Source organism: Tissierella simiarum, from assembly GCF_018917865.1.
Taxonomy (GTDB): domain Bacteria; phylum Bacillota; class Clostridia; order Tissierellales; family Tissierellaceae; genus Tissierella_C; species Tissierella_C simiarum.
On the sequence record NZ_JAHLPM010000020.1, the window covers coordinates 52,312 to 68,741 of the forward strand.

At 33.2% G+C, this 16,430-nt stretch carries 20 protein-coding genes; 6 read left to right on the top strand and 14 right to left on the bottom strand.

All coding sequences use genetic code 11. The annotated features are described in order from the left end of the window. Positions 1-126: 126 nt before the first annotated feature. The 14 genes from KQI42_RS17875 to KQI42_RS17940 form a co-directional block, all read right to left on the bottom strand. Positions 127-1,494, bottom strand: coding sequence for a recombinase family protein (locus KQI42_RS17875; protein WP_343231721.1), 1,368 nt, complete (start codon positions 1,492-1,494; stop codon positions 127-129). Continuing rightward, positions 1,406-2,686 (bottom strand): recombinase family protein, encoded by a 1,281-nt coding sequence (locus KQI42_RS21095; RefSeq protein WP_246566729.1) that lies wholly within the window; start codon positions 2,684-2,686, stop codon positions 1,406-1,408. The genes KQI42_RS17875 and KQI42_RS21095 overlap by 89 nt, the downstream gene beginning before the upstream one ends. Positions 2,687-2,773: 87 nt before the next feature. After that, a complete protein-coding gene (locus KQI42_RS17885) occupies positions 2,774-3,412 on the bottom strand; it encodes an N-acetylmuramoyl-L-alanine amidase (protein WP_216521743.1) in 639 nt (212 codons plus the stop codon). After that, positions 3,405-3,812: a phage holin family protein gene (locus KQI42_RS17890; RefSeq protein WP_216521744.1), complete on the bottom strand. Its 408-nt coding sequence runs from the start codon at positions 3,810-3,812 to the stop codon at positions 3,405-3,407. The genes KQI42_RS17885 and KQI42_RS17890 overlap by 8 nt, the downstream gene beginning before the upstream one ends. 15 nt (positions 3,813-3,827) lie before the next feature. Then, positions 3,828-5,501 carry a hypothetical protein gene (locus KQI42_RS17895; protein WP_216521745.1) on the bottom strand — a complete coding sequence of 558 codons (1,674 nt, stop codon included), beginning with the start codon at positions 5,499-5,501 and terminating at the stop codon, positions 3,828-3,830. 9 nt (positions 5,502-5,510) lie between these two features. Further along, positions 5,511-6,680: a hypothetical protein gene (locus tag KQI42_RS17900; RefSeq protein ID WP_216521746.1), complete on the bottom strand. Its 1,170-nt coding sequence runs from the start codon at positions 6,678-6,680 to the stop codon at positions 5,511-5,513. 10 nt (positions 6,681-6,690) lie between these two features. Beyond that, positions 6,691-7,248: a hypothetical protein gene (locus KQI42_RS17905; RefSeq protein WP_216521748.1), complete on the bottom strand. Its 558-nt coding sequence runs from the start codon at positions 7,246-7,248 to the stop codon at positions 6,691-6,693. 6 nt (positions 7,249-7,254) lie between these two features. After that, complete coding sequence (locus tag KQI42_RS17910; RefSeq protein WP_216521749.1) at positions 7,255-8,643, bottom strand: DNA polymerase family A protein; 1,389 nt, start codon at positions 8,641-8,643, stop codon at positions 7,255-7,257. A 5-nt stretch (positions 8,644-8,648) separates the two neighbouring features. Beyond that, complete coding sequence (locus KQI42_RS17915) at positions 8,649-9,167, bottom strand: DUF2815 family protein (protein WP_216521750.1); 519 nt, start codon at positions 9,165-9,167, stop codon at positions 8,649-8,651. Positions 9,168-9,183: 16 nt separating this feature from the next. Beyond that, entirely contained in the window at positions 9,184-10,329 is a 1,146-nt protein-coding gene (locus tag KQI42_RS17920) for a DUF2800 domain-containing protein (protein WP_216521751.1), read from the bottom strand. Then, positions 10,326-10,613 (bottom strand): rRNA biogenesis protein rrp5, encoded by a 288-nt coding sequence (locus KQI42_RS17925; protein WP_216521752.1) that lies wholly within the window; start codon positions 10,611-10,613, stop codon positions 10,326-10,328. The genes KQI42_RS17920 and KQI42_RS17925 overlap by 4 nt, the downstream gene beginning before the upstream one ends. Then, complete coding sequence (locus KQI42_RS17930) at positions 10,613-11,338, bottom strand: phage antirepressor KilAC domain-containing protein (protein ID WP_216521753.1); 726 nt, start codon at positions 11,336-11,338, stop codon at positions 10,613-10,615. Before KQI42_RS17930 ends, KQI42_RS17925 begins: the two co-directional genes overlap by 1 nt. Then, entirely contained in the window at positions 11,331-11,525 is a 195-nt protein-coding gene (locus KQI42_RS17935) for a hypothetical protein (RefSeq protein ID WP_216521755.1), read from the bottom strand. The genes KQI42_RS17930 and KQI42_RS17935 overlap by 8 nt, the downstream gene beginning before the upstream one ends. 78 nt (positions 11,526-11,603) lie before the next feature. Further along, a complete protein-coding gene (locus KQI42_RS17940; RefSeq protein ID WP_216521756.1) occupies positions 11,604-12,083 on the bottom strand; it encodes an RNA polymerase sigma factor in 480 nt (159 codons plus the stop codon). A gap of 500 nt (positions 12,084-12,583) precedes the next feature. On the opposite strand from KQI42_RS17940, the gene KQI42_RS17945 reads away from it, so the two are divergent. The 6 genes from KQI42_RS17945 to KQI42_RS17970 all read left to right on the top strand — a co-directional run bounded on the left by KQI42_RS17945 (position 12,584) and on the right by KQI42_RS17970 (position 16,320). Then, positions 12,584-12,802: a helix-turn-helix domain-containing protein gene (locus tag KQI42_RS17945; RefSeq protein ID WP_188497529.1), complete on the top strand. Its 219-nt coding sequence runs from the start codon at positions 12,584-12,586 to the stop codon at positions 12,800-12,802. A 23-nt stretch (positions 12,803-12,825) separates the two neighbouring features. Beyond that, positions 12,826-13,005: a hypothetical protein gene (locus KQI42_RS17950; RefSeq protein WP_216521757.1), complete on the top strand. Its 180-nt coding sequence runs from the start codon at positions 12,826-12,828 to the stop codon at positions 13,003-13,005. 68 nt (positions 13,006-13,073) lie between these two features. Then, the gene (locus KQI42_RS17955; RefSeq protein ID WP_216521759.1) at positions 13,074-14,063 is read left to right on the top strand and encodes an ABC-three component system protein; all 990 of its coding nucleotides are present in this window, start codon (positions 13,074-13,076) and stop codon (positions 14,061-14,063) included. Beyond that, positions 14,047-14,289, top strand: coding sequence for an ABC-three component system middle component 7 (locus tag KQI42_RS17960; RefSeq protein WP_216521761.1), 243 nt, complete (start codon positions 14,047-14,049; stop codon positions 14,287-14,289). The genes KQI42_RS17955 and KQI42_RS17960 overlap by 17 nt, the downstream gene beginning before the upstream one ends. Further along, positions 14,264-15,904, top strand: coding sequence for a DUF2326 domain-containing protein (locus KQI42_RS17965; RefSeq protein ID WP_216521762.1), 1,641 nt, complete (start codon positions 14,264-14,266; stop codon positions 15,902-15,904). The genes KQI42_RS17960 and KQI42_RS17965 overlap by 26 nt, the downstream gene beginning before the upstream one ends. A gap of 20 nt (positions 15,905-15,924) precedes the next feature. After that, on the top strand, positions 15,925-16,320 hold the full coding sequence (locus tag KQI42_RS17970; RefSeq protein ID WP_216521763.1) for a hypothetical protein: 396 nt from the start codon (positions 15,925-15,927) through the stop codon (positions 16,318-16,320). Positions 16,321-16,430 lie beyond the last annotated feature (110 nt).

The window sequence follows — 16,430 nt, forward strand, 5'->3', positions numbered from 1 at the left end:
CCTCCAGTATTAAATTTCTAATTTTTAAACACTTCTAATTTTATCCACAATTATATATGAATAAACAAAAAAAGCCAATCAAGATTTCTCCTCAAATCCCAACTGGCTCTAAACTCAATCTCCACCTTATTCAATTACACACTCAACCTCTGTTCCACCCAGAAAACTTACAACTATCTTCCCATCCTCAAACACTGTCATCTTCTCAATCATCTTAAAGTACAAATCTATATTAAATTCTTTAATTAACTCTCCGTCCCCTATAATCTCTATAAACTCCCTAGCCCTATATCTCCTTAACTCATCTTCATCTTCAGCTTTCCAATCCTTTATAAAATACTCCTTATTTTCCACCAAGGCATTAAAGCTACTAACAAATGCCTTATATAAAACTTCTTCATCTATATGTTTATTCTTACACCTTACTTCACCCTTCTTTTCATATTTTCTATTACACTGCCACACTCTTCTCTTTAAGTTCTCATCTGTTGAATTCCAAGTTTTTCTTCCAAAGGCACTACCACAGTTTCCACAAATAACTCTTCCTGTAAATGGATTGTCTTCTACCTTTATAAAATCAAGTTGTCTAACTCCATACCTTTCCATATAGTCTTTTCTTCTTTTCATTTCAAGCTGAACTGCTTCCCACATTTCTTTGTCTATAATTGCTGGATGGCTTTTCTCTACATAGTACATGGGAACTTCTCCGTTATTTACTGCCCTTTCTTTTGTTAGAAAATCAACAGTATAGGTTTTTTGAAGAAGGGCATCTCCTTTGTATTTCTCATTACTCAGCATTTTTCTTATGCTACTTTCATACCATTTAGGTTTTCCACTCCAATTTGGAATTTTTTCCTCTTCAAGTTCTCTTGCTATCCTATTGGCTCCTTTGCCATCAAGGTAGTCTTTGTAAATCCTTTTTATAATCCTCGCTTCTTCCTTATTTATAATAAGCTCTCCATCTTCATCCTTATCATAGCCTAAGAACTTCTTGTGATTTACTCTTACTTTTCCTTGTTCAAATTGCCTTCTTATTCCCCAGGTACAGTTTTCGCTGATAGATCTACTTTCGTCTTGGGCAAGACTTGCTAGTATTGTTATTAGTACTTCTCCTTTAGAGTCTAATGTTGAGATGTTCTCCTTTTCAAAAATTACCCCAATTCCTAATTCCTTAAGTTCTCTTACATAGTTTAAACAATCTAGGGTGTTCCTGGCAAACCTAGAAATTGATTTAGTTATTATCATATCTATTTTTCCAGCCTTGCAATCTTTAATCATTTTATTAAACTGTTCTCTTTTCTTTGTATTAGTTCCCGTTATACCCTCATCTGCATAAATTCCAGCCATTACATAATCAGGATGGTTTTCTATGAAGTTTGTATAATAACTTACCTGTGCTTCATAGCTAGATAGTTGTTCTAATTGGTCTGTTGACACCCTGCAGTATGCTGCCATTTTCTTTTTCTGTGGCTCTAGGTTCTCTGCAAGATTCATGTTTCTCGTTCTTGCTGGTATAAATGTAATGTTTTTTGCCATCCTTTATAACCTCCTTGACGACCGTTTCTTCATCTATATTAAGGTTGCTTATAATCTCATCATCAACTGTAGTTCCTGTGCATGAAGCCTTTCCATTCATAATATAATTACTACACTGCCATACTATCTTCCTACATTTATGCTTACTATTCCAGGTTCTTCTTCTTAAAGAGAATCTACATTTGCTACAGTAAAGCATTCCTGTTAAAGGATATCTCTTTGTGTATTTATCTCTATCCCCTTCTATGTTTCCTTTTTCTTCTGCTCTTCTTACAATTTCTTCTTGGGCCTTTTCCCACATTTCTTTTGATATTATGGGAGCATGGTTTCCCTCTATATAATAACTATCAACTTCTCCATTGTTCTTATAGCTTTTATACATTAAATGATCTGGTGTATAATACTTCTGCAGATGAGCATCACCTTTATACTTTTCATTCTTTAAAATCTGTAAGATTGTTGTTTCTTGCCACTTACCACCCTTAATCGTCGGAACACCTTCATCATTAAGTTCCCTTGCTATGGTAAATACTCCCTTACCAGCTAGATAATCTGTAAATATTCTATGAACAATCTTTGCTTCTTCTCTATTAATTACTAAATCTCCAAATTCATCCTTATCGTATCCAAGAAATAGTTTTGTGTTAATTACAAGTTCTCCTTTTTGGAACTTCTTTTTCATAGACCATTTTGTATTTTGGCTTATATTTTTACTTTCCTCTTCTGCAAAAGAAGAGAGGATGGTTAGCATTAGCTCTCCATCCCCTGATAATATATTTATATTTTCTTTTTCAAATCTTACTTCTACATTTAATTCTTTTAATTCTCTTACTGTTTCAAGCATTACTGTAGTATTTCTTGCAAATCTTGATATTGACTTTGTAATGATTAAATCAATCTTCCCTTGTCTTGCCATTTTAATCATTCTTTGAAATTCTGGTCTATTATCTGTAGTTCCAGTAATCCCTCTATCTGCAAAGACTTCTACAAATTCATACTCAGGATTACTCTTAATTAGGTTTTCATAATAAGTGACTTGATTTTCTAGTGACTCCCCTTGAAGTTCAGAACCTGTGGAAACCCTCGCATAGGCACATACCCTTTTCTTTAATTGTGGTTTTATAGTTGGCTGTATAATCCTTACACGCATTAGAATTCCTCCTTTCTATCAACTTGGTAGTCTATATATCACTTATTAGTTGATAGAAGTCAAGCTTTATAAGGCATTATTACAGCATCAAATCCAAGCTTTCTTTAGTTTCTCTGCTTGCCTTTCTGCATTTTCTTTCTTTGAATATGAGCCTACCATTACTCTGTAAAGTACCTCTTCATTACTATTTTCTATATAGTTTATTCCAACCTCATCTAATATTGCCTTTGCTATAGCTTTAGTAATTTCATTAAACTTTGAATCAAATAAAGCATTATCCTTTGAGTTATCGATAAAACCTATTTCAATCAATATAGCTGGAGATTTTGTTTCTCTTAAAACATGAAAATTTATCTTTTTTACACCTCTATTAATAAAACCTATATTTACTAAGTTCTTCTGTACTTTTTCTGCAAGTCTTTTAGCTTTTTCAGTTTGATTAATATAGATAAATGTTTCTACACCTTGTACCTTTTCAGGTTTAAAGGCATTTCTATGAAATGAAATAAAGTAATCATATTTCTTTTTCTTTTCAAAATCACTTCTATTTTTAAGACTCAAAGTTACATCCTTCGTTCTAGTTTCATCTACTAAAGTTCCATGCCTTCTCAATATATCTGCTACAGCTTTTCCTATTTTTAATACATCATCTTTTTCGCATCTATCTTTATATATAGCCCCTGAATCACTTCCACCATGTCCATAATCAAAGCAAAGTTTAATCATACTTTTCACCATCCTTAAGTTGCAATAAAACATCCCTTAATTTTTCTGGAATAGGTAATCTAATACTAGCCGAATTTTCCAAGATACTTATTCCTTCATTAGATATATAGAAAAAGATGACTGCTGTTCTAATTGCTCCTCCATTTTTAATAAGGTAAGCATCTATGGTATGTCCTATTGCCACCATCAAAAATATCATTACTTTTTTAAAAATTCCCTTGTAACCAATTTCACTTGAAACTTCCTTTTTGATTATTGCAAGCATCACACCTGTTAAATAATCAATTACTACAAATGCAATAAGGGCATATAAAAAGCCATCGTGTCCACCTAGTATATAGCCTAGATATCCTCCGATAGCTGTGAAAATTCCCTTTATTAAGTTTAATGTATCTTTCAATCAAATCCCTCCCATTTAATAATAATTCTCACCATAGTTAATAAGATCTATTTCAAACATATACTGTATTTTCATTGTATTTGCCTCAGTTTTTTCAACAGGTTGTGCTAATTTGGTATGTGCTCCTATGGGTTTACTAGTAAGAAGTGCTTGTATTAATAAACTATTACTATTTCCTCCATAATACCTACTTATCCATCTATCTGTGCCAAGTATATTATAATAAGCATAATAACTACTATTTATAGAAAAATTCTTCCTATATGGTTCTAATAAATTCCCTTGCTTATTTATTACTTGATAAAAGCTAGTTCCTCCCTGAGTGCTTGTATAGTATAAATATATCCTATTTGCACTTCTAGAAATACTTTCAATATAGCATCTTCTTTCAATATTCCCACTATCCATACCTCTTGTTTCAAACCAAGTTGAATTTCCTATTTTAGGTTTAATATTCATATCTTGAACTTTGTTTCCCTGACTATCTACCCTTAGCCATCTACTGGTATATACTTTTTCATTAAACTGATCATCCATTCTTACAGTAGTGCCTACAATATCTATACATCCATCAATAAACATACCTAGGCTTGAAACTGCTCTATAAGTAAATGAAACATTGTAAGCTGTATCTTTAAAATCTTGACTTATATTTATATCAACAGAACTTAATAGGACTCCAACTTTACTCCATTTATAAATTCTCATCATATTATTACTAGAAACTGTATAGGTGTAATACCCTATGAAAACCAGTTCACCATCTTCTTCAATATAAGGTGATATATTGCTTAGCCCATCATATTTTTTAATAGGATTACTATTATCTATTTCTAAGGCACTTCCATCATTATTTAAAAGTCTTACTACTTCACTCCAAATAGCAATATCATTAGTATTAATATCAAAGGGTATCATAAGCCAATATCCTTTAAGGTTTTCTGGAAACTGTAAATAACTTGATTGAGTAATGCTCGTACTCTTCCCATCTACTAATAGCCATCCTTTAGTAGGGCTTGTAAATTTTATTGTTTTCGCATTACCAAATAATCGATTTACAGCATAATATCTTCTAGGATTTAAATCACTGGGAATACTATATCTACTATCACTATTTTCTCTGCCATAAATAGCAGGACCTCTATAAAAATAGTCTATATTATCAGGTGTGCTTTCTGCCCAATATATACTTTCTATTCTTCCATTTGCAGCATGGGTTGGGAAGTCAAATACAAAGTTAATCTTTATCTTATTATCTGTTACTTCAAATTTGGTTTCATTTCTATTAATAGTTCCTCTTATTGGATCATTCCCTGAGTATGGTTCATCCCTGTTTGCGAAACCAATAATATTTCCCATAATCCTTTGATCATTTATATTTTCAGGTTTATCACTATCAGTTAAATAAATATAGTTAAACCATTTATAGTTATCACAATCCCTAGAATCACCAGCACCCATAATTCCTTGTACAAAATGCCGTAGAAAAGTATCTTTAAAATATAAGTCTGGAATTAAATTTTCAGTATAAGCTTCTTCTACTTTTTTCTTAGTTTTCGCATCAAAAAGTTCTAGAAATACCTTTCCCCTAATACCTTGATTTTCTTTATATTTTTTACTAGTTATGATGCTATCATTTATGAAATTCTTATTATATGAAATACATTCCCTTAAATTTCTGTCTTCCATTTAAACACCTCAACTATAGAAAATTTTAAGTCTTTTAATCTTACATACATCTAAAAGTGTTGGCTTTTCTAAAATGTAAGCAAATCTAATCTTTCTATTTGATTCTATTAATTGATTTAGCCTTTCATAATTTATTACATTTAGATTTTCAGGATCTATACCTTCATTTAAAAATTCTAAAGGATTATTTATATCAACTACCTTGTAATCTAATAAATTTACATCAAAAGTAAGATAAGTTGCTCCTTCATCTACACTAAATGCCATTCTTATTTTGCCATTAGTTTTAGTGGCAACTCCACTACTATTTATTATATCTGTAGATATCTCTGTTATTATATTTGATATTGATTTACCTTCGGGAATTAAAAAATCTTCCCTTTGTTCTATTACTTTAGGAAGACTTGTTGTTATTAATCCTATATTAAGTTTAAACTCCTCTGGTCTTTCTACTGCCTCTAGATTATCTGTATAATAATAAACCTTTGGTGTATCTCCAACTATTCCTTCTAAAGATGAAGGTAAAATATCATTTCCATAATTTAAAAGGACTTCTTCTGTTATAGGTAAATCAGCTACCTTAACCCATTTAGAAACTCCTTCAATTAATTGATAGTTCTTTACTCCCTCATCATCAAGTATTAAAAATCTTTCCTTCTCAGGAAAATATGATCCTTCTATTACCTTATAATTCTTTCCATCTTTACTATCAGAAATAAATACATAGGATTTACCAGTTTCAAATGTCATACTTTGAGTTCCTATTCCTGGATTTACAAAGCTATCTGTACCAGTATTTGGAGTCTTTTCTATAACTAATTGAATAACACCTGTCTCATAAAAGGAAGCTTCCCAAACTAGATTGTTACTTCCCCAGCCATTATAGACAGCATTTCCTTCAAATCTTACTCTAAATAATTTATATCCATTCTCTTCTTCCCTTGAATAATATAAATTATTATAACTTGTATCCCTTCTATTGATTTTAATGTGTTCAGATGATGAGCCAATGCCTATCCATGAGTTACCATTAGTATATATTATTCTAATTAAAGAACCATTATATAAGAAATCAAATCCAATGTCAGGTAAAGTTACAGTGGTATCATCATTTCTTGTTCCATAAAGGGTCATTCCTTGATTTCCCTTTGGACTTGCCATTATAGGTCTTACTCCCATGTCTTACCTCCTATATTTCTTCTAATTCTCGGCTGATAGATAATAAGTTATTGTATAGGTTTCTATTAGGTAGGATTGCACTATATAAAACTCCATTTTCTAATCTTTCATCAAATATTCCTTCACTAGTTAACTCTGGTTCTAAAATACTGACCCTATTATAATAATCATAAGTTCCGTCTTTATTTTTATCAAAATCAGCACTCCATACCACCCATTCATTATCATATAAATATCTACCACTGTTATCTGGTGAAAATTCCTCTATTATCCCGACTACTTCTATATCAATATTCGACCCCATATTTCTTGTATAACTATTAAACTTCCTACTAAAATCATCTTCTGTATAACTTATTATAAAGTCCTTTTTATCTGGTTGTAAGCTTTTAAATCCGTAGTCTTCTTTATATTTGAAATTAGTAAACTTTATATAAAATAGATTATATAAAAAGCTGTAGATAACTTCTGCCCTAGGAATACTAGCACTAAGTCCACCCTCTAGATCCCTTCCTTCAATAGTTACTTGGAGATTTCCTTTTTCAATAATAAAGTTTCCATTAGTCACTTCTAGCTAAACCATAAATGTATGGTCTCCTGCAGTAACCTGTGGCATAGGAAGAGGTAGTCCTATAACATTGTCACCCTTAGCTAATTTTTGAATAGGCTTAAAATCATAATATACTCCATCAAGGGAAAATAATATCTTTATAGAGCAGTCTTCACTTGCCTTTCCTGTAATTGTAATGTTGCAATTAAGGTTTGTATCTGCCTTTGCAGTGATTCCAAACACCATAGCTGCATAATTAGTTGTGGTAACATTTATTACTTCGTTATTTTTCTTGATAATCATACTGCTAAGCTGCGAAAGTACATCTGGTATTGAATCAAATAAGATTTCTAGTGTTTCATAATCTCCATTTAATAGAATTTCCCTTGCTAAATCTAGATCATCCATATCATTTCGTGGTAGGTTGTGAACTTGAACAAGTCTACCTGTCCACCTTCCAGTTATTGCTCCATAAAATTGTAGTAGTCCCTTTATCCTTTCATCACTACACATTGCTCTATCCATTGCTTCATATTTCTTTACAGAAGTCTTTGACATCTCCTGCCTAAGTTCCAGCATTCTTTTAACTATTGAGTCATCAGTTTCATCTAACAGTTCCTCTACATTTGCTTTAGATAAACTATCTACCTCTATTCCTTTTTCTTTAAGCCAATTATTTAACTGTGCTGGGCTATTGGGGTTATCTAATCCTGTTAAATCTAGTGCTTCCCCCATTAACACCTTTTGATATCCTTCATCACATTCTATTGCATTTTCAACTAACTCTTTATCTACTTTTACACCGTAATCATTTATCTTTTGGTCTAAGAACCACAGCTTTAATTCCTTATCTGTCATTGGATAGTTTTCTATTTTCCTTCTAATCTCTCTTTCAACTTCTACATCACGCTTACAATATTTCTTAAACAGTTCCCATTTTTCTATATCATGTTCTGGAAGATTTCTAGTTCTATCTCCATTAGTCTTAGTAGGTTTACAAGGAATTGAAAAATATCTTATTAAAGCCTTTCCTTCATCCATCTTCTGTGTTTCTAGGTTTAAGCATCTAGCAACACTCTCAAGGTTTCTTGGAAGCCCTAGAGTTAATGCATGAACCATACTACATCTCCACTGTTTAAGTGGAATTTCTTTATTAAAATATTTTGATAAACAGGTTCTTTCAAACTGTGCATTAAATGCTGCTTTGATTATCCTAGGATTAAATATAGCTTCAATTACATCAATTGGTAACTTTTCATTTTGTGCTAAATCTACAATTCTAACTTCTTCATCATCAAAGGCATATCCAAATAGTAATATTTCAAAATCCTCTGATTCAGTGTATTTATAGACCCCACACTTGGTGAGGTCTACACTACTGAATGTTTCGATGTCGATACTTAAAACTCTCATATTTACTAACCTAAAATATTATCTGTGCCAAAATCATCCTCTGCACGAGATCTTCCACCTAAAGGTTCTCCATCTTCTAACTTTTGAAGATTTTGAAGTCCACAAGCTATTCCCTTACTTCCATTGGCATTATATGCATAGAAAACTATTGATGCCCTACCATAACAACCACTGTAAAACTCAGTAGTATCTATTATTTGCTGTAAGTTCTCATCAACTATTCCTGGTCTTATTGTGCTATTTGCATTTACAAAATAGCTGTTAGCATAAGCTTCATCATCAGGTTTATCTATATCTCCATCCCTTAAGGGTGTCTTTAAATTAGCTGGTATTTTACCTCCAAGCTTTGATATTCCTTCTTGCTTTGCTACTTCAATAGCAGATTTAATCTTGTCTATTGTTGCTTTATCATCCTTTGGAATAATTAAGCTAACTGAATATTTAGGATCACTTCCATTAATACTCTTTGGCTCGAATACATTTGCATAAGACATTCTTACTTTTCCTGTTATTACCTTTGTCATTTTTATCAACTCTCCTTTAGTTTTTAAAATCTAATTCTGCACTACACTTTATTTCAGGTCTTTTATCTGACTCTGGTACTAGCTGAAGCTTCCCAGGTGGTGTTTCTATTAAAGAACCTAATACTTCCCCAAATTCTTTTTTACCTAATTCCTTTTCAAGTTTTGTTAAATTGAGAAGGGACTTGGAAAATATCTTCTCCTCCTCATATCCAGCATCAAGTAGTTTCTTTGCCACTTCCTCTTCACTTGAATATATTCTACTCCTCCTGCCTTCTACTAATTTAAAACCTGTCCACTTCTTGCCTTCATTTACAGCCTTTTTAAAAGCATAATCCTCTACATCAGTTGCCCATTTCTTTAGTTCATCTATTGTCAATAAAACTTCTGCTACTTCTCCATCTGTAAGAAGTGGGGGTAGCTTAAAATCGAGGTATACTAGTTTCATATTTTCTTCTGCCCTAGCCCTACAAATTGCCTTAACCTTGCAAAACCTACAATGGTCGGATGCTTTATATTCTCCTTCCCCTCTAAAAGCCATTTCTGCCCTTGGCTTAACTACCATGTCTCCCCATTCTAGAAGTTCTTCTGCTGTGGTTTCATCAATTGAGATATTATCTAGTCTTGGTTGGATAATAGTCATTCGAATTTTTTCTATATCATAGAGGATTCCAAATCCATTAATTGCACCAAGGGCATAAAGTCTCATTTGAGGATTATCTTGTGCCTCAACCTTGACTCCTCGTCCACCTTTTAGATCTATTACTTCTATGGTATTACCTGAAATAATTAGAACATCACTTGTTCCAAACCCTTCAGGAACCCATGGAGAAAAGTTCACCTGTTCCTCTAAAAGAATCAAAGAGTCTTTACCTACTTCATTTATTCTTTCAATTACAATATCCACATAGGACTGTATTGCTTTTTCTATCTCTTCTGTATAAAACTCATTTTGCTTCATTTCTTGAAGTTTTTTATTAAATTGTGACTTTGGCATTCTTTCTAAATATAAGCTAAGATGTAGTTCTGCTAACTCATGCATGAATGTACCTTCTTCTGCATAGATAGAAGTTTCTTCAACTATTTTCTCTTCTAACCTTGCAGATGGAGTACATTCAAGCCATCTATGTGCTCCTGAAGCTGAAAGTATGGCATGTTCCCTCATTGTATTCCCTCTGCATCTTTTAGTAGTTCTGGATACTTTTCCTTTGGTATTTCACTTAACTTTCTAACTCCATATTTAGTTATTAAAGCTTTAACCTCTGCCTGCTTTCCCCTTTGGGAAAGCAAAGCAAGATGATGTCTAACTTCTTCTAATGTAGGAAGTTTTTCTTCAGTTTCTACTGATTCATAATTAGTTGTTTCTATAACTTGTACTAAACTTTCAATGCTATCTGCCAGATTTCTTAAATCACTAACCACTTCTAAAGCTAATTTTATTCTACTCATTAGGCACTCTCCTCCTTCATTGTTGTAATTAGAAGTATAAAAGTCTCTCTACCCTTTGGAGTAATTAATGTCTGTGTACCTACCCAGCCAGTTTTTTCGTTCATTGTCTCTTTAATTTCGAATAGACCATTATTTTTATCTGCATAAGGTTTTAGTTTCCCTTTCTTATCACGATAGATAAATTTCTTATCCAGTAGAAAAGCTATAAATTTTCTCTCTTTAATCTTTAATGCTTTAGCCGTATCTCTAAAATTAGTTAGAAGATTTCTATCTACTAGTTCATCAAAATAATCTGCTTTAGGATGCATTATTGCATTTTCAACACTTAATCTTGAATTTGTTACCTTAAGAGATTGAATCTGATTCTCTGCCATCTTTAATGCCCTTGACATTACCATCTCTGGGGTATTCCATGCTTCTTCAATTCTTATAAAGTATAGTCTAGCTTGTTTGCCTTTTTCAGTTCGTTGAAGCATACATAACTCTTTTCCCATAGGTATGGTCAACTGATAATCTGTTATTTTCCTTGCTACTTGCCTTCCACCTTCTATTTGAACTTGCTCAAAAATGAGCGGGTTGTAATCTATACCTTCTTCAAATCCATATTCACACATTCTTGGAAACCAATCTTTAAAATGTGTTTTTATTTCTAGGAATTTATGAAGTTCTCTTGCTGATACAGTTGGTCTTTCATTGTTGTAATTGACTTTGATTAATTCATTCATCTTTTACTACCTCCTTGATTGATACTGACTCCACTATTTCACTTGGTACAAGTACTAACATTTTCTGCTGATTGCCTAAAAGTAAATTTAATAGTCTGTCACGAATTTTGATATTTCCACCTTTCAAAACATTTACTTTATTACCTTTGGCATCAGATACATTGATTTCTACTTGATGTTTTAGCATTTTTCATCACCTCAACTTTCTAGGGATTTTTTCCCCTCTATGTATAAGCCACGGGAGAGGGGTGACCTCTACACTTTTTTAAAAAATATTTTTTCTTTCTATAATCTTTTTAATTTTAGTCCTTGCTCTCCATGCTTTTTGTGAAACACTAGACTCTTCAATACCAAGTTCTTTAGCATATTCTGCTTGGGTCATTGGGTTATCAGAAAGATATAGCTTATTAATTAAATCTCTTTGTTGAGGTTTTAATTCTAATAAAATATCTTGTACTATTTTTTTCGTAGCTTCATTTTCTATTTCCGATAAAACTTTATCTTCAACGTCAGCATTAGGGTCTATAATCATTTCTGCCTTATCGTTTAAGTCATCAATACTTTCATGTCTTCTTGTTTCACTTCTATTAATGTCATAAGCTTCATCATCGAGTTGATGTAGCGTTTCTATTATTGCTTCTGTCACTCCATCTTCCCCTGGTTTTATAACTGTCTTACTACCATCTGCACTGTAGTAAATATAGTTAATTCTGTTCTTTTTACTTGTCTTATAATTTCTTAACATAAAAAAGCTCCTTTCCACCAGACAGCAATGGTGGCAAAGGATACAAAATAGGGTCTGTGCCTAAAAGAAGTACACAGACCCTAAAAATAGACGCAATAAGGTAAGGGTACTTCTATTGCTACGCAACTATCCTCATGGATAGTGTGAAGCAATATGTATCCTCTGCCCTTATTGCAAATCAGGCATTTGATATTTTTTGTTGACGGTAAATGTCCGATAATTCTACTTACGAAGGACTTTATTTTTTACATAAAATACAACATATCTTACCATCTACATATATTTTAATTATTCAAGCACTTAAAGTCCTCAGCTGTGACTCAGCCATGACTCCCCTATGACTCCGTAAATTTCATTTATTTACATCGCTACAATTAAGCTAAGCATTTGTAAAGCTATACTCAGCATTTTTAGATTATAGATTGAAATCTGCTTAGTAAATTGCTATAATAAAAACACATCATAGAATCTCATCCAATAATGCTTGGAGGGCGTTAAAAATGGCATTTAGTTATAATAAACTGTGGAAACTTTTAATTGATAAAAAGATGTTGAAAAAGGATTTGATGGAAAAAACAAATTTAACTTCAACAACGTTGGCAAAAATGGGTAAAGATTTACCGGTAAGCATGGATGTGTTAGGAAGAATCTGTAAAGCTCTTGAAGTTAACATAGGCGATATCGTTGACTACATCGATGATGATACTCCGAAGAAATAAAATTATTGAAGGGGGCGCAATGTATGAAAAAGTTATGCTTTGGTACTTTTGCAACAATTTTAAAGAAATGCATGGCTAAAAGAGTTACACAAAAACGATTGTGTGGTACCATGCTGCTTTCTATTGCGCCTACTTATGATATTAGTGGTGAAGATGGTACCGTTTCAGATTTAATACTAGGTAAAAAAATTTATCACCCATAGTAACCGATACCGCTCCTGATGCAGATCCTCATGATATCTCAGATTACTTTAAACAAAGCATTCTCCAGATGTTGGATAGTAATAAGAGGAGTTTAATCGTTTTAGCTCTGAAAGACATTATTGCATCTGATGACTCCATCAAGCCTGATACAATCGTTGAAATAGTAAACGGCATGACAAAGGAAGATATTATAAAGCGTAATGCCTTTGTATTGGAGAACTTCCTTGCAGGAATCTTTCTATATATAGTGCTTTACGTCGAAAATCGAAATTGTGAGAGTAGTGTTAGTGAGATAACAGATGAGTACATAAAGTCCTTTGAAGATAAAAAATTAGACATAAGCTTTATTACGACATATAGCAATTTGTCTCCGAATACTGCTTACGAAATTGCGATTGACGCCCACTCTCTCGTGTTGCTTGCAGAAACAGGTGGCAAATGCCAAAAGTGCGGAAGAGTATTAGGTATAAAAAAAGAAGGCAACGACATTAACTACGCTAAGGTAGTTCGCCTTTCAGAAACTGATGAAGTGATTCTATGTGTTGAATGTGAACGCGAAATGCAGAGTGCCTCCGAAGAAGATAAATTGGCTTTGCTTTCGGACAAGCGTGACTTGGAAAATCTTATGATAGCAAGAGATGCTACTTCACGATATACAATAGAAAAACAAATTGAACAAGTACTTCGGGAAGTCGATTTAATGGACGTTACCGATGATACACAGCTAAAAATCGAACCTGTTAAGGTTGAGAATAAAATCACCGAAAAACGGTTGAAGGATCGGGTGCTTTTTGATGTACGACAGTTATATAGGGGGGTCAATGATTCATTATATCGGCTGGCGGGTGAAAACAAATTGAACGTTGATAAATTTGCTAAAAGCGTTAGACGGATGTATGAAGATGCAAATGAATCAGATATACCGCAAAGCACCATTTACTATCTTCTTGTTGAAACATTGTTTGAAAAAACAGGACGCAAATATAGAGGAGCTTGTGAGATTATTATCTCCTACTTCGTACAAAGGTGTGAGGTGTTCGATGAGATTACCAAATAAAGTAATTCCCTATACTAATAGCGTTATTGCTCTTTTTCCAGATATCTTAGAGGCATTAGCACAACAGGACATGTCCCCTAAAGAGTTGTTTGAAATAACAGCTTTTCGTAAAAAAGGCATGGCTGATTTTCTGAGTGCTTTAAACTGCTTGTTTGCTTTAGGTGAAATTGAATTAATTGAGGAAGGGAGGGTACTGCACTATGTTAAAAGAAATTCAATGCGATAAATTTGCTCCGGATCATCGAGTTATCCGGTTTAACTCGGGCTTAAATACAGTTTTAGGTAGTGCTGGTGGTAGCAATGCAATTGGAAAATCAACATTTCTATGGATTATAGATTATGTATTCGGTGGTGAAAGCTACTACTCCCTGACTGATGATATAAAAAAAGAAATAGGCCCGCATATCATCTATTTCACTTTTGAGTTTGAGGGAAATCCATACTATTTCTACAGAAGTACTGATGATCCTAAAAATGTATATCGAAGTGATAATGAGCACCATTTCATCGCAAAATTGACGCTTGATGAATATCGAAGATTTCTTTTTCAAGAATATAAAATTGGACTTCCGGCACTTACATTTTCGGAAATAACCGAGCGTTTTTACCGGATTTATGGGCGAGAAAATACACTAGAAAAGTATCCATTACTTACAAAGCCTCGTGAGCAGGATGAGAAAGCTGTAGATTTTCTATTAAAGCTATTCGGACACTACGAAATTCTCGCTTCTATAAAAAGCATGGAGGAAGAACTCGGAATTAAATCCTCACAACTTAAATCTCGTCAGCGTCAGAAGGTAGACATAGAGAAAATTGAAAGTAATCAAAAGACAATAGAATCGTTGAAAAAAAGGCTCAAAAAACTGATGAAAAATAGTGAAGAAGCACAATTAGCAATGTTCGGATTTGATACTCAGACATTTGAACGAATAACAGCAGTTCAAAAAGAGTTGAATAGTTTTGTTCGCAAGCGTAATCTCCTGCAATCGCAGCTTAATGCTATAAAGAGCAATATTGCTGATAGCAAAGCCGACACCGCAAGTGAATTTGATTCCCTGGTACATTTTTTCCCAAATACTAATTTAAAAGCATTTGAAGAGATTGAACATTTTCATAGGAAAATCAGAGAAATACTAGGCGAAGAAATGGATCAGGAAATCGAGCGATTACAACCACTAATCGGTGAGTATGACAAAGAAATTAACCGCCTTAATCGAAAAATCGAGGAGTCTGGTCTTACTAGAGAGATGTCTGAGAGGGTACTCTCTCAGTGTGTTAATGTGTCTAAAAGTATTGATAAGCTTGAGGAAGAAACAGCTGAGTTGATTCACCAAAAAGAGCTTCAAGAAGCACGGGCTGAAGCAGAACAAATACTTGAAAAACTGTTGCAGCAACAAACTGAAAAATTGGATGAAATACAAGATGACATAAATCTGCGCATGAATATAATTAACGGCGTAGTAACTGAGCAACAGGAAACTGCTCCCCTTTTGTATATCACTCCACAAAAAGAAATTTTTTTTGAAACGCCTGGAAACACAAGCGAGGGAACGGCATTCAAGAGCCTTATTGTGTACGATTTGAGTGTATTAGAATTACGTCCAGTTCCTGCACTTATACATGATTCCAATATTCTAAAACGTATTGAAGATATACATCTAGAGCACATATTGGAACGTTACCAGTCTAGCAAGCACCAGGTTTTCATTGCGTTTGATAAAGCTGATTCTACAACTGAGAAGGCGCATAAAATTTTAGAAGAAACAGCAGTCTTGCGCTTATCGGACGGAAATGAATTATTTGGTCGTTCGTGGAGTAAATACGAATCAAATGATTATTAAACATAGGAGGATCAAAAAACATGGCTGCAATTAATGATTTACTGCGTCAAATTCCTGACACTTCTTTGCGTAGCCGCTTGGAACAAGAATTTGCTCGCATTTCAAAAAATAAGAAATTTGGACTTGTATTTGAGGAGCATATCCCTGAATGCACTCCACTTTATGAGGTTTCTATCAAACGTGGATCTACTGTTGCACAAAAAACAGGCCACATTAATGATGTATATACGGTGCTGAAATTAGATGAAGATACTGCCCTTTGTCGTAACAAAGCAACTGGTAATACCGAGAACATACCAATCACGGAGCTAGTTTCAGTTGCTCAATTTGGCGAGCCAATTTTTCCTACTCTTCAACCTATTCATTCTGTTGATAATGCACCTGATAGTAACTTATGGCATGCAATCTGGTGTTAGTATAATATTGTAGACACAAAAATCCGAACACTATAAAATATAGTTAAGGAAGGAAGTGTCTAAATGCCAAAAGGTAATAAAAGATATACAGAAGAATTTAAAAATACTAT